Annotated in this window: 12 protein-coding genes; 6 read left to right on the top strand and 6 right to left on the bottom strand. The window is 39.9% G+C overall.

The window, feature by feature from the left end; translation table 11 throughout:
• The first annotated feature begins 1 nt into the window (after position 1).
• Complete coding sequence (locus BLU80_RS00830) at positions 2–532, top strand: nucleotidyl transferase AbiEii/AbiGii toxin family protein (RefSeq protein WP_170831094.1); 531 nt, start codon at positions 2–4, stop codon at positions 530–532.
• Between the two features lie 473 nt (positions 533–1,005).
• Here the strand turns inward: BLU80_RS00830 and BLU80_RS00825 are convergent, their stop codons facing one another.
• A complete protein-coding gene (locus BLU80_RS00825; RefSeq protein ID WP_091392187.1) occupies positions 1,006–1,455 on the bottom strand; it encodes an RES family NAD+ phosphorylase in 450 nt (149 codons plus the stop codon).
• Positions 1,452–1,883 (bottom strand): type II RES/Xre toxin-antitoxin system antitoxin, encoded by a 432-nt coding sequence (gene parS / locus BLU80_RS00820; RefSeq protein WP_091392186.1) that lies wholly within the window; start codon positions 1,881–1,883, stop codon positions 1,452–1,454. The genes BLU80_RS00825 and parS overlap by 4 nt, the downstream gene beginning before the upstream one ends.
• Positions 1,884–2,672: 789 nt before the next feature.
• Here parS and BLU80_RS00815 point away from each other — a divergent pair.
• Positions 2,673–3,245, top strand: coding sequence for a dihydrofolate reductase family protein (locus tag BLU80_RS00815; protein ID WP_091392184.1), 573 nt, complete (start codon positions 2,673–2,675; stop codon positions 3,243–3,245).
• Between the two features lie 447 nt (positions 3,246–3,692).
• On the opposite strand, the gene BLU80_RS00810 is transcribed toward BLU80_RS00815, so the two are convergent.
• Both BLU80_RS00810 and BLU80_RS00805 read right to left on the bottom strand, forming a co-directional pair.
• Positions 3,693–5,009, bottom strand: coding sequence for a hypothetical protein (locus BLU80_RS00810; protein WP_091392182.1), 1,317 nt, complete (start codon positions 5,007–5,009; stop codon positions 3,693–3,695).
• A 19-nt stretch (positions 5,010–5,028) separates the two neighbouring features.
• The gene (locus tag BLU80_RS00805) at positions 5,029–5,796 is read right to left on the bottom strand and encodes an ABC transporter ATP-binding protein (protein WP_091392180.1); all 768 of its coding nucleotides are present in this window, start codon (positions 5,794–5,796) and stop codon (positions 5,029–5,031) included.
• Between the two features lie 449 nt (positions 5,797–6,245).
• Between BLU80_RS00805 and BLU80_RS00800 the strand changes: the two genes are divergently transcribed.
• On the top strand, positions 6,246–6,893 hold the full coding sequence (locus BLU80_RS00800; RefSeq protein WP_091392732.1) for an epoxyqueuosine reductase QueH: 648 nt from the start codon (positions 6,246–6,248) through the stop codon (positions 6,891–6,893).
• Between the two features lie 174 nt (positions 6,894–7,067).
• Here the strand turns inward: BLU80_RS00800 and BLU80_RS20030 are convergent, their stop codons facing one another.
• Together BLU80_RS20030 and BLU80_RS00795 are read right to left on the bottom strand one after the other, a co-directional pair.
• Positions 7,068–7,214: a sigma-70 family RNA polymerase sigma factor gene (locus BLU80_RS20030; RefSeq protein ID WP_139188062.1), complete on the bottom strand. Its 147-nt coding sequence runs from the start codon at positions 7,212–7,214 to the stop codon at positions 7,068–7,070.
• A gap of 143 nt (positions 7,215–7,357) precedes the next feature.
• Entirely contained in the window at positions 7,358–7,579 is a 222-nt protein-coding gene (locus BLU80_RS00795) for an RNA polymerase sigma factor (RefSeq protein WP_091392178.1), read from the bottom strand.
• A 419-nt stretch (positions 7,580–7,998) separates the two neighbouring features.
• Here BLU80_RS00795 and BLU80_RS00790 point away from each other — a divergent pair, with 419 nt between their 5' ends.
• The 3 genes from BLU80_RS00790 (at position 7,999) to BLU80_RS00780 (ending at position 13,406) form a co-directional block, all read left to right on the top strand.
• On the top strand, positions 7,999–8,766 hold the full coding sequence (locus BLU80_RS00790) for a metallophosphoesterase (RefSeq protein ID WP_170831093.1): 768 nt from the start codon (positions 7,999–8,001) through the stop codon (positions 8,764–8,766).
• Between the two features lie 110 nt (positions 8,767–8,876).
• The gene (gene hemN / locus BLU80_RS00785; RefSeq protein ID WP_091392175.1) at positions 8,877–10,247 is read left to right on the top strand and encodes an oxygen-independent coproporphyrinogen III oxidase; all 1,371 of its coding nucleotides are present in this window, start codon (positions 8,877–8,879) and stop codon (positions 10,245–10,247) included.
• A gap of 579 nt (positions 10,248–10,826) precedes the next feature.
• Complete coding sequence (locus BLU80_RS00780) at positions 10,827–13,406, top strand: glycosyl hydrolase 115 family protein (protein WP_091392173.1); 2,580 nt, start codon at positions 10,827–10,829, stop codon at positions 13,404–13,406.
• Positions 13,407–13,408 lie beyond the last annotated feature (2 nt).

The raw sequence follows: 13,408 nt of genomic DNA, 5'->3' as shown, positions 1-13,408 counted from the left end.
TGTGATACATGCGAAAGAAATCAATGCAGTAGCTGCAAAGAACAAATTAAAAGATACACAGATTGAAAAGGACTACATATTGAGTTGGGTATTGTATGGTATTGCAGGGAATGAACTGCTGTCGACAGTGCTTGTGTTCAAAGGAGGAACTGTGCTTAAAAAGACATATTTTCCCGGATATCGGTTTTCGGAAGATTTGGATTTTAAATTAATAAATGAAGAAATATCCAATGAAAAAATTTTGAAAGAACTTGAAAAGGTATTTGCTTTTGTAAAAGAAGAGGCCAATATTACCTTACAATTTGGGGAGTCCAACATACATATTAGCGGAAGCATTGCGTTTTACATTAACTACGTAGGTCCATTGCAGGGAAATATCAACAGCAGAAATATAAAGATTGATATAACCCGTGGTGAAATATTGGAATATCCGTTAGAACGACGGCCTGTTTTTATTTTATATTCTGATTTGCCTAAGCAATCTTTTCAAACGCTCTTTTGGGGGGACAACAGATGGCAAAAAAGGTATTAAAATGATCATTCTTATCCCGAGGGTTAGGTCAAGATACCAGCAGAAAATCGGATTTACTTTTGCGTGCTGAAAGACATCATTAATGAATAGCATCAGTTTTTTACTTATGTAAAAAATAAGGATTCTATCTAGGAAAATGACAACACAAAAACTCAACTGTGTCTGGAAACCATGGCCTTCGGAACCGAACTTTTTCCTAGGCACAGGTTATTACGTGGAATTTGCAAAAAATAATATGAAGGACGTGTACAAGCATTGAGGGCAGCATTATTGACTTTGCCGGGGATAAAATATTCTACTTAGATAAGTTCATAACGAAGTGCTTGCGACATCCGAATGGTGTACCATCGATTTTGCTTTCTGATAATCTTAAGTCCGCAGTTATAAAAACCGACAGAATCGAAACGATGTTAAATAATGGGCGCCCCGAATATTGAATTCAAGACAGCTGTTTGTTTCGATGGTTATTGAACCTAGCTAAAAAGGCGCGAATCAAAGTTGAACTTTTCTATGGAATGGACTTTGATTCTTGCAAAATCAGGGTGGCCAGGATTTAATAGATAATTGTATTCTTCAGATATAATTGCAGAAGGAACCTGTAGTATAGGGGTTTTATTTTCTCTGAGCCATTTGTCTCCTATCGCTTGGCAAGCTGTATAATTTAAATACCCGCCCCAATCAGGAGGTAATTTCCCTTTGGAAATCTTTTTAATTTTAATGTCATCTGGAATTTCGATGAGGGTTACTCTAAAGAGCTCATCCAGTCCAATACTACGGCGGTGGACCATGTTTTCCAGACACGCCAGTGCCCTGGTACTAGCGGTGTAAACGAGAAACTGGCCGTTGCTATTCCAGCGTGCGGCTCTGCCGGAGGCGGAAAGCTTGCCGGCCCATTTTTTAAGGGTGATGCGGTATGTTATCATGCCAATGCGCCGTATTCTATTCTGAGAAGTTCTTCCATTACAAGGTTAATGCCGCCGGCTGTATAGAGTAAATCAAAAGCTTTGATGCCGCCTAAGCCAATAGCTGGATGGCTCATCCATTCGTTAAATGCTTTAGAGTTGCCAAAGATTTCTTGTCCTTTTTTATAAAGTCCCAACAATTGCAAAATCTGTTCACTTTCAGTACGTCCCAAGTTGCGTTGACGAGTCCTGTAATTATCAATTGTTTTTGGTGTGGCATCAATGAAGGCTGCCAGTTGGTTTTTACTCAGTGCAGTTACCTGAAGCAAGGCATCAAAAGCCGAAATCGCCAACCCGTCGGCGGCTTTTAAAACCATCGCTACTGGATTAGAAAGCTCTTTTTGGTACTGCTGGAAAAGAATTTCATTGATATGTCTTGTAGATTCCATAATTGAATTTTTTCATTACGAAGGTAAGGAAAAATTACGTTGTTTAAGCGATAAAATTTCGTTTGATGATTAAGCGGCCTATTTGCCTGAGCTTGAATCATTTAAGATGACGCTTACGAAAAGTGGTCAGGCTGATCGTTTGGACATTTGAATCTTTAAGCGATAGAGTAAGAAGAATATATTGTAATTTGCCTTTAAACGTTTCTTTAATTGAATTATATGATTCTTAGATAGAAAATGTTGATACGATTCTTTGATTTTTAATAAAAAAGCGGCCGAGACATGGATTTAATCTTAGTGCGGATAAGGCCCGCTGGAGAAGCCCAGCGTTACAATTAAAACATTTCATGCCATTGCAATAGGTATTTATATTAATAATCACAGCTTGAGTAAGAATTGTATAGACAAGTGGCTAATCGAGGATCATATGGCCGACCTGACATAAATGACTTGGGCCTCTTTTATCAGCAATGCTGGTCAATAAAATAGGGACATAACCGATTATTCATTTTTATTGTCCTTTTTTTCTACGTTCCATTTTTTCCCGTTGACTGAGCACGGATCTGTAAATTAATTTTATTTCAAATTATGGCATTCCTGTGTTCAGGCAAAGCATTAAACAGTTCAGTATTAATGAATGTTTTTTTCGGTTGTTCAAAATAAAATTTCGGATTAATATCTCTACTCATACTATATTTTCTGCCGCGATCACCCCCATAAATTGCCGCAAAAGGCTGTTGTAAAATCTGATATTTTTATGACATTTGTACTGTTCAAAAAAAGAATACTATGGGCAATATCGTATTATTTATGCATGTGTCGCTGGACGGTTATGCAGCCGGTACCAAAGGAGAAATGGACTGGATCCATGTAGACGCTGAAATCTTTGACTTTGTAGGGGAACGGGTCGGAAGAACAAATACAGCCCTGTATGGCAGGGTCACATTCCAGATGATGGAAAGCTACTGGCCAACGGCGGCAGACCAGCCCGGAGCGTCTCATCACGACCGGGTTCACTCCGCATGGTATAAAAACGTTCAAAAAGTCGTGTTGTCCACCACCTTGGATGCGTCTGCCTATGTAAATACGACGGTTATCAGTCAGGATTACGCAGAGAAGCTTCGCCAGTTAAAAAAGAGGACTGTCGGCGAGATACTCTTGTTTGGGAGTCCTACCGCTGCGCATAGTCTCCTGGCAGAAGACCTGATCGATGAATACTGGCTCTTTATTAATCCGGTGGTACTGGGCGCAGGGATACCTGTCTTTAAAAATGTTCAGGAAAGGCAGCTATTGAAACCGCTGGGAACAAAAGTATTCAGCTCAGGGGTTGTCTGTATGCGGCATGAGGTCCAATTTGGGTGAATTCGCCTGTAATGTGTTAATCAGATAAACGGCTAAGGGTAGTAAAGAGGTAGTTTTTTACTTTTTTGATTCTGTGTGAGTTATGTATGCCCATGCCTGTATAAAACATTGGCGTTGTGGTAGTTAACTACCCGTTTGCGGAGCGAAAGCGATCATGCCTTTGGTAGCTTGCGTTATGAACATGAAACGGCCAGAAAGACTGCCTTCCCGGTTATTAAAAGCAGTTTTTCAGCCTCCTGATAATATTCTGGACAATGAGCAGTGGGACGAACAGGCTTTCCTATTAAAAGAAGAATTTTTGCGCTTTTCTCGGCGTAAACAACTGCTTATTCTTAGGTTTTACGCGGAGAAAATCTCGATTATCGCGCTGGCTGAAGCATTCAATATTTCTGCCAAAGCCTGCCCCAGAGAGCTAAACTGCTATTTTCCAGCCATAGAAGGCGCCTATTATTTAAGGACTTTATTGACAAAAAGTCGCCAGCTTGATCCGCAGGATTTAATAAAAATGGGAATGGCTACAAGACTTGCTGCCAGCGCCATAAGCTGTGTAGGTAATAGGTGTTTTTGATGCAAAACAATGACTAAAAGCATCGGAATCATGGAAAATAATCCCGCCAGGGAGGATGTGTTTTTTTGTACAGCGGAAATTGTTGTTATATCCACTTTTTTTGGGAGCAGACAACTACACATAACTGCTACAAGAATTAAATATAGGGCTGAAGAGAAATATAATATTACATTTTCTAATGAAAGGAGTTTTGTCCATGCGAGGAACGTTAATGAAATGGCTGCATCAAACATGAGAAAAGGCAAAATAAGTGTTCCAAAGATTTTTATATAAGCAAAAGTCTTGTCCTGATATAACCAGATACTTAGATATAAACTTCTGAAGTATCCGAAACTATTATTGAAAATACCCGTAAATATAAATATAGGGCTTAGAAACATCAGGTATAAAGGAGGCAATTCAGATCCAATCTGATAGCTTTTGGAAAGAAAAGGCATGACAAACAGGAAGAAAATTTTAATGGCGAACATTAGGAGTAGTGCTTTTTGTGCCATTTTATTTCTAAGAACACTCTTGAATATAATAACGTTTAATCCAAGGTTTTCTGAGTTGGTTATAGCAACGGGTTTTCGGTGTTTAGGAGGGGCTATATTGTACGTTTTCCAGAGCGTAAATCCCAGCAGCATTACTGAAATTATCTGCAGGCCTAAAATCATATTAATTCCGAGTTGAATCCATTTTGGCAACAGACTTAATACGATAATGCAAATAATGCTCGGCCACCACTGATGCTTTTGCCAGGTAACTATATTCACAATGACCTCCGCAAATAAAAGTGAAATCAGACCTGCCAAAATAATACAAATGGAATAGGTTGCCTCCGGAAAATGAAAAAAATACAAAAACCCAATGGTCATGGCTATAATGGATAGCGGTGCGCGCTTACCCAGGGATGCCGTGAAATCAAGGAAGAATAAATTAGCCTTGGACAACGGAAGATAAGATGGAAGAATATTTCGTTTGGGAATAAAAGTAGGAAAGAATAACGACAATAAAGGTGCGAATAATAAAATATTGCTGGCTATGAACAAAACAAAGGGATTAAACGATGCGGCGGTCTGTAAGGTGTCACTTAATAGTTTGGGTATGTAAACAAATCCTATTACACTAAGTACAATAAGTGAGACCTCTGCCCGGTTATCTGGAGCGAAAAAAGATTGGCAACGTCTTTTGATAATAAATAGAATAGGGTCCATAATTGAGATAGTGAATTGATTATTTTAATATTTCTTCCAGTACTTCAAGATTTTTGGAGTCATAGTTCAAAACTTGCTTCAGCATTTTATTGTCTTTGAAAAAATCATTCTCTAATTTGAATTCCTTATAAGTTTGATCAAGGATGAGACGTTTGTTGTCCAAAATGCCAATCCTTGTGGCGATTTTATCGATATATAGAAGGTCGTGCGAACTGAGGATAATGATTTTTCCTTGTTCTTTTTGCATATTCAGAAACTCACAGAGCCGGCTGCAGGCAGCTGGGTCCAAAAAGGTAAAGGGTTCATCCAATAAAAGGATGTCCGGGTTATGGATAAAAGCGGCACATAGGAGCGTCTTTTTTTTCATGCCGGACGAATAAGCTTTTATGGGCTTGTTTATATTTTCGGTTTCTTCAAAAAAGAATCGAATCAAAGAGGCGGCTCTGTTTCTAGTCTTTTGTTTTTCTAAACCATAGATACCGCCAAGAAGCGTCAGGTATTCATTAATAGAAAGTGTTTCAATCAAATGGTCTGTAGTAAGGGCCACCCCTATTGATTTTTTCCAGGCCTGTGATTGTGTCTGAACATGAAGGTCATTGAAGATGATTTCTCCCAGGTCGGGCATTGACAGTCCCACCAGCAAATCCAATAGCGTGGTTTTCCCGACGCCATTTTTTCCGATCAAGGTGTAGATGTCACCATTTTGTATCTCTATGTTGATGTCTTCCAAAACAGGAGCAGTGTTATAGGATTTGAAAATCCCTTTTATTGATAATGTTGCTTTCATAAATATTCTGGTTTGATTATGCCTTCTTGTTTACTTGCCTTACTATAAGTGAAGTAGAATTAATATGTTGTAATTCAGTCTAATACCAAAGGTAACTTTAATCTTCCCAATGGCAAAAACAGATGTATAATTGGTACAATAATATATATGAACAGGCAATATCAAAGGATGGAGCTTTAGAGATGCCTTAAATGAATATCTGATTTTTAAACATAGTTATTTTAATTGTTGACCGGTAATTAGGTGCCGCTTGGCATCTAAATCAATAGGTATAAGTCGCTTTGTTTAGCAGGTCATGAGGTCTTTGCAGGGGCAACTGTTTGCAATTGTCGCCGCGCAAATAATCGTCCATTAAACAACTATGTTTATTCAATTTAAATATTCTTATCTTCGCTATGTATAGACTTACAATTTTTAAATCAGCTTTATCCATTGATAAATTAAAGAAAATGGACGAAATCCGAGAGAAGTTATCTTTACCCGAAAACGGTAAAAAACTGTTATTGCATTCCTGCTGTGCACCTTGTTCAGGAGAAGTGATGGAGGCTATTATTGCTTCTGATATTCCATTCAGTATATTTTTTTATAATCCGAATATTCATCCGAAAAAAGAATATGAATTACGCAAAGAAGAGAATATTCGCTTTGCGCAGAAACATGGCATCCCGTTTATTGATGCAGATTACGATGTGGATGACTGGTTTGCGCGGGCAAAGGGAATGGAAATGGAGCCCGAAAGGGGTGTGCGGTGCACCATGTGTTTTGATATGCGTTTTGAAAGGACGGCCTTATTTGCTCATGAAAATGGGTTTGATGTAATCTGCAGCTCTCTTGGAATATCCAGGTGGAAAAATATGGATCAGATTAATGATTCTGGAATCAGGGCGGCCTCACATTATGACGGGATTACTTACTGGACCTATAATTGGCGTAAAAAGGGAGGGTCTTCCAGGATGTTAGAGATCAGCAAAGATGAAGCGTTTTATATGCAGGAATATTGTGGCTGTGCCTATTCATTAAGGGATACCAATAAATGGAGAATGGCAAATGGTCGCGAAAAGATAAAAATTGGAGAAAAATATTACGGTCAGCCATAAGGTTTTTTCAGGGACCAAAGCGGATACAAATGTTTTACAGTGGCGGAGTACCGCCTGGATAATAACTAAAAGGGGCGTCTAAATATTACATTAGACGCCCCTTTTTAGTAAAATAACATGGGTATCCATTAGACAGATACACCAAATTTGTTTTTGTACTAGTAGGAAATAAAATTATTTTTCTAACAACCAATAAAAAAGGCAAAAAGTAAGATAAGAGGCCCCCATCTGGGTCTTGATGAATTTAATGGCCTGGTAGAGATGATTTTTTACGGTATTAGGGGAGATCTGCAGCCGGGCCGGGATTTCCTCCTGACTCAGGCCTTCCTACCTGCTCATGGCAAATATTTGCTTTTGTTGCGCGGGTAGCTTCTCAATGGCTTCCATAATCAGGCGGTCACTCTCACTGGCTATAACCATTTCCTTGGTCGTATTGACGGCTCCTTTTTTCTTGTCGCCAAGCGTTATACTTTACGATAAACAGCCGTAAAAAAAGAACTGTCGGGGTTTTCAATGCCCGGAAGTAGTTCTTTTTGGCATACTAACATAAAGACTTCCCCCACAATCTCTTCTGCAGCAAATTCAGAACCGGTCATCTTAAAAACCGCTTTGTAAAACCTTTCTTTGTAATGATCGAAAAACAACCTGAAGGACGCCTGATCTCCTTGGGCAATTCTGGCCAGCAATTGTTTTACAGGGGCACTATTTAGTGCCGGGGTCCTCTGTATACCATTTTCTGTGTCCTGTTGCTGACCGACCCTAGCTATTGATGCTTTGTGTCAAATATAATCCATTCCCATAAATTGCGCTAAACTGGTTTTAATGACTAACCCTAATCAGTTTAATACTCAAAAAATTATCTATCTTTACGCCTGGTTGATTTGCATATGAAAAATGGACGAGAAAATAAACGCAAAGGCTTTGCCGTATAAGCTTAAGCGTTGAAATGTCCGGTTACGGAAAAAATTATAAATAAACTTATAAACAGGGCACCCGGGATACAGCTCCGACTCTTTGACCAGTATCCAATAAACATGGTACAAAAACAAAGAGGAAGGATGCTGGAAGGATTAATTAAGATTGTAATACAATAAACCATATGAAAATGATGAAAATACAAATTGCCTCCGATCTGCATTTGGAGTTTAAAGACAACTATGATTTTATAAAGAAAAACCCCTTAGTCCCCACGGGAGAAATCCTTATTTTAGCGGGCGACATCATTCCGATTTGTTTAAGAGAACGCCCAGAGATGAAGGCATTTTTTACTTATTGCAGTGATCACTTTAAATGGACCTATTGGCTTGGTGGAAATCATGAATTTTACAATGCCGAATTAAAAGGGTATACGGGTCATTTTGTGGAGGACATTTTACCCAATGTTCAGTTTGTGAATAATCATATAGTCAGTTATCCATCCATAGATATTATTTTGTCTACGCTATGGACTAAAATAAGCGAGCGCAGGTCTGCACAGATTAAGTGGCAGATGAATGATTATCATAAGATTGCTTTAAATGGGAAAGACCTCTGGCCCGAAGATAGCAATGACTTATTTGAACAAAATCTACAATTTATACAAAAGGCCCTGAGCGCCCCAAAGCATAACAAACGCCTTATCGTGACACATCATGTTCCAACACTTCGTAATTATCCAGCTGCCTATATTGACAGCCCTTTAAATGAAGCGTTTGCTGTTGATTTAGATGATTTGATTTTAAATTCAGCGATTGACTTTTGGGTGTACGGACATCATCACAGCAATACACCACCGTTCACCATAGGAAATACAAAAATGATTACCAATCAATTGGGATATACCTGGTTAAAGGAAAACAAGGGATTTAAGTCTGATTTAATAATTCTTGGATAAATAATGGATAGCCTTATGATTATAATCATAAGGCCACCCGTCCATGGTCATGTTCGTCCTGAAAGGAAGCTTTTAGCTTTGCTTAAAGTTCACCATAAACAGGCAACGAGATGGAATGTTCAATGTTGTTATTAGAAAAGTATAATAAAGAGATTCCTCGTTACACCAGTTATCCAACTGTTCCGTTCTGGACGGACAACCTGGACCAGGAATTGTATTTGTCTGAGTTTCAATCAAGGTTTTCTGTATGCAATAAGAAGGAGGGCATCTCTGTTTATATTCATTTACCATTTTGTGATTCTTTATGCACCTATTGCGGCTGCAATAAGGTTATTACCACACAACATGAGGCGGTGGAAGACCCCTATATTCATGCTATTTTAAAGGAATGGGATTTATACCTGCAAAAAATGAAGGACAGGCCGTTGATTAGAGAGCTTCATCTGGGAGGGGGAACGCCCACTTATTTTTCAGGTCCTAACCTGCAGAAATTACTGGCAGGTATTTATGCAAAAGCAAATATCCATCCACAAATTGAATGTAGTATAGAAGGACACCCTAATAATACGACAAGGGAACATCTGGAAGTGCTTAGATTGTTCGGATTCAAAAGAATCAGCTTTGGGGTACAGGATCATGATCCTGAGGTGCAGAAAATCATCAACAGGATTCAACCTTATCAACAAGTAAAAAATGTGACAAACTGGGCCAGAGAAGCCGGCTTCCAATCTGTTAATTTTGATTTGATCTACGGGCTTCCTTTACAAACCATAAGAACAATCGAAAAAACGATTCTGGATACCATTGCCTTAAAGCCGGATAGGATTGCCTTTTATAGTTATGCCCATATCCCCTGGAAAGCCAGAGGACAGCGGCTTTATGATGAGACAGATTTGCCGTCACCATCCCAGAAATTGGCGTTTTATGCTCTAGGCAGAAAGTTGTTTATGGAAGCAGGATATAAAGATATTGGCATGGATCACTTTGCCTTACCTACGGATAGTTTATATGAGGCAGCAGTGCAAGGGAGGCTGCACCGAAACTTTATGGGCTATACAACAACCAATACACGGTTTTTAATTGGTCTGGGTGTCTCTGCGATCAGTGATATCGGATCGGCTTATGCTCAGAACGATAAAAAACTGGCGGGTTACTACCGCGCTATTCATAATGGAGATTTTCCGGTTCAAAGAGGCTGCCTGTTGGACAAAACGGATATACATTTCAGACACTATATCCTGGAGCTGGCCTGTAAAGGGAAGGCTGTTATTCAACCAGCACATTTTGAATGGGTGAGAAAGGTTGCCGGCGACGACCTTTCACAGATGACCGAGGATGGATTGACTTTGCAGAATCAAAATGAAATAATAGTAACGGATAAAGGGAAGATGTTTCTTAGAAACATATGTCATTTATTGGATAGGAAGGCAAGAAGCGTAATTGCAGAAAAAGCCGGTCATATGTTTAGTAAAGCTGTTTAACGGGGCAGGAGGATGATTATCCGGCTTTGGATATGATTGAACCCGGCAAATCAAAGGTGAATGAGCCTGCCCCGATTTTTTGCCTCCTTTAATTGTAAATAAAAAAGAGTCACCTATACATAAAGAGTTTTAGGAAATAGATTTTGTTGTTTAATGTCAAAACCGGCTGCCGTATGAGAATGGAGCATTAAATCCCCGTCGGTCTGTCTAGGCCAGTGTAAAAGGGCTTAAATTAATGAATAATTTGAGCCCTTTTCTAATTTAATGATCGCAGGATGATTCAAAATATGCGGAATGATTCTCCACTCAAAATCGACGCATTAGATCAGACAAACACTAAATTTATTTACGGAAACGGTTCCGTAAATAAATTACAGTATTTAGGCCAATACCATGACAGTACAGGACAGTTGTCAATTCTTGAAAACTTACCTTCGTGTAAAAGCTAACATTTGGTATTTTAGCGTTAGGGTTACTATGTTCAATCAGCTATCCATTTCCCACAAAGGGGCTGCTTTTGGAGAACTGCTTTGATTAAAGAATTGATTACCTGTTATTCAAACTTGAAATTTAAATATTATGCGTAGAGTCTTCCCGAAAATGTCGTGCTTCTCGTATTTGTCTATTTGTATATTGGCCAGCCTGCTGTTGTCTTATAATAACAAGGTATGCGCTGCTGACTTTGTCTGGTATCATTCAAATACTCCGATAACTTATCAGTTACCTGAACAAATATCACCGGTTGTTTATACTGCATTGCAAATGTGGCGCACGGATATGCAAGAGGTGACGGGCGCTGCGCCAAGGCCGTACCTCTCCCCTAAAAATGGAAAGAATAATAATGCGATCATAACTTTTATACAACTTCCGGGCAGTAAAAGAGAGCTGGCTAAATTAGAAGCCCTGAAAATCCCGGTCGATCAGATTATATCCCATAAGGAGGCGTTTTATATAGGCGTAAAAAAAGGGAAGCTTTATGTAATAGGCAGTGACGGCAGAGGACTGGCCTATGGCATACTAGAGCTCTCCAGGTTAGCGGGGGTCTCTCCATGGGTCTGGTGGGGAGATGTAACGCCGGATCATAAGACGACGCTGAGCTTGCCGGATGATTACCAGAATATACAATACCCTTCCGTAGAATACCGGGGAATATTTGTCAATGATGAGGACTGGTCCCTGCAGCCCTGGAGCTGGTTAAATTATCACCCTTCCAGTGATATCGGATTAATTTCAGCGAAGGCATATACCAGAGTATTTCACCTGCTGCTTAGATTAAGGGCGAATATGATTTGGCCGGGGATGCATGGAAATACGAAGCCTTTTTATTGGACTAAAGGAGCCAAAGAGGCCGCCGACAGTTGCGGTATATTCATTGGCACCTCCCACTGTGAGCCGCTGATGTCTAATGCAAACGGAGAATGGGATGAAAGTGCAAGGGGACCTTACAACTATATCACCAACAGGGACAGCGTTCTTGCTTATTGGACGGCTCGGTTAAAAAGCGTCGGGGCATCTGAAAATATTTATACAATTGGCATGAGAGGGAAGCATGATGGTTCCATGGAAGGCGTGCATACCCTGCAGGAGAAAACAAAGGCGTTGCAGGAAGTCATCAATGATCAGCGCAATCTGCTCAAAAAATATGTAAATGCGGACCTTACCAAGGTTCCTCAGCAATTTGTTCCTTATAAGGAAGTTTTAGATATTTATGAAAATGGATTAAATGTTCCGGATGATGTTATGCTCACCTGGTGCGATGACAACTACGGTTATATTACCCGGCTCAGTGACAGCCTGCAACAAAAAAGAAGCGGCGGATCCGGGGTGTATTATCATCTAAGTTATTGGGGCAGACCTCATGACTATCTTTGGCTTACGACAACTCAGCCCGGCCTAATATACCATGAAATGAAAAATGCGTACAATCATAACGCCAAAAGGTTGTGGATCGTTAATGTACATGATCCCAAAGTGGCGTCTTATGACCTTGAACTTTTCTTAGACCTTGCCTGGGATATTAACCTCACATCAAGTGACGGCAACGTTGAAACGCATTTGAAAAACGCACTGGTTCGCGATTATGGCGAGAGTGCTGGCGGACAACTCTTTGATGTTATGAAGGAATTTTATCATCTTACCGCAATTCGCAAACCGGAATTTATGGGTTGGGATCAGGTAGAACTGGATAAAGGAAAGTACGATAGAGGGATATCGCCGGTTAAGAATACGGAATTTAGTTTTTCTGCCTTTGGAGATGAAGCTGACCGTTATCTGGCCGCTTATAAAAGGATTAAAAATATTGTGGCGAAAGTTGAAAAGACAATTCCGGCAGATAAACAGAATGCTTTTTTTGCGGGCATTAAATATCCGGTATATGGAGCCGCTGATATGGCGATAAAAACACTGGAAGCCCAAAAAGCGAGGATGCTCGCTAATGGGGACTATAATGCACATAACCGGATAAAAAGGCAGCCCTTATTAATGAGGGCAGCAGCCAATAGCCTGAAAAGTTATTTTGAAATCCGGGAGATGACGGATTATTATAATAATCAACTGGCATCGGGCAAGTGGCAATATGATATGTGTTTTAACCCGAGAGACTTACCCGTATTTGACTTACCGGTACTTCCAATTGGCCTGACGGATAAAGAGATTGCAGACAATGCAACTAGTGCCACGGATTCATCTGAGCTGGACTTTCCCATTGTTCAGGATAAGAGTTTTATAGCAAGAAATGCCTCCAGTTTTGACGGCGCGACATTTAAGGCAAAGCCCGAACCCATGTTTGGCCACAGCGGTCAGGCCGTGCCACTGCCTAAAAACCAATCGCTGGATTTTAATTTTATAACAGAAACATCGGGTAAAGCAGTCATCAGGGTGGCTGTTATTCCTACGCAGCCAAATGACAACGGGGATATCCGGTATCAAATACAACTGGATGACCAAAAACCAATGGTCATCTCCTTCAGACAACAAGGCAGAACAGAAAAGTGGAAGCTAAATGTTCTGCGTGGCCAGGCTGTTAATCAATTTCCCTGTCAACTTTCTCAGGGTAAGCACCATCTCAGGATAACTGCCTTAGATAACCATGTGATTGTAGACCAGTGGATGGTTGATTTTAATCCGGATAGAAAATTTTATGTTTTTCCAGTTAAGTAACC

The sequence above is a fragment of the Arachidicoccus rhizosphaerae genome (assembly GCF_900107765.1).
Classification (GTDB): Bacteria; Bacteroidota; Bacteroidia; order Chitinophagales; family Chitinophagaceae; genus Arachidicoccus; species Arachidicoccus rhizosphaerae.
Note: the sequence above shows the minus strand (reverse complement) of the source record. Positions and strands in the feature narration are given on the sequence as shown.

Bases quoted from the DNA above. Each gene is read 5' to 3' on its own strand.
- BLU80_RS00815 (WP_091392184.1), top strand. From the start codon at position 2,673: ATGGGCAATATCGTATTATTTATGCATGTGTCGCTGGACGGTTATGCA.
- hemN (WP_091392175.1), top strand. From the start codon at position 8,877: ATGGAATGTTCAATGTTGTTATTAGAAAAGTATAATAAAGAGATTCCT.
- parS (WP_091392186.1), bottom strand. From the start codon at position 1,883: ATGGAATCTACAAGACATATCAATGAAATTCTTTTCCAGCAGTACCAA.
- BLU80_RS00800 (WP_091392732.1), top strand. From the start codon at position 6,246: ATGGACGAAATCCGAGAGAAGTTATCTTTACCCGAAAACGGTAAAAAA.
- BLU80_RS00825 (WP_091392187.1), bottom strand. From the start codon at position 1,455: ATGATAACATACCGCATCACCCTTAAAAAATGGGCCGGCAAGCTTTCC.
- BLU80_RS00780 (WP_091392173.1), top strand. From the start codon at position 10,827: ATGCGTAGAGTCTTCCCGAAAATGTCGTGCTTCTCGTATTTGTCTATT.
- BLU80_RS00790 (WP_170831093.1), top strand. From the start codon at position 7,999: ATGATGAAAATACAAATTGCCTCCGATCTGCATTTGGAGTTTAAAGAC.
- BLU80_RS00810 (WP_091392182.1), bottom strand. From the start codon at position 5,009: ATGGACCCTATTCTATTTATTATCAAAAGACGTTGCCAATCTTTTTTC.
- BLU80_RS00805 (WP_091392180.1), bottom strand. From the start codon at position 5,796: ATGAAAGCAACATTATCAATAAAAGGGATTTTCAAATCCTATAACACT.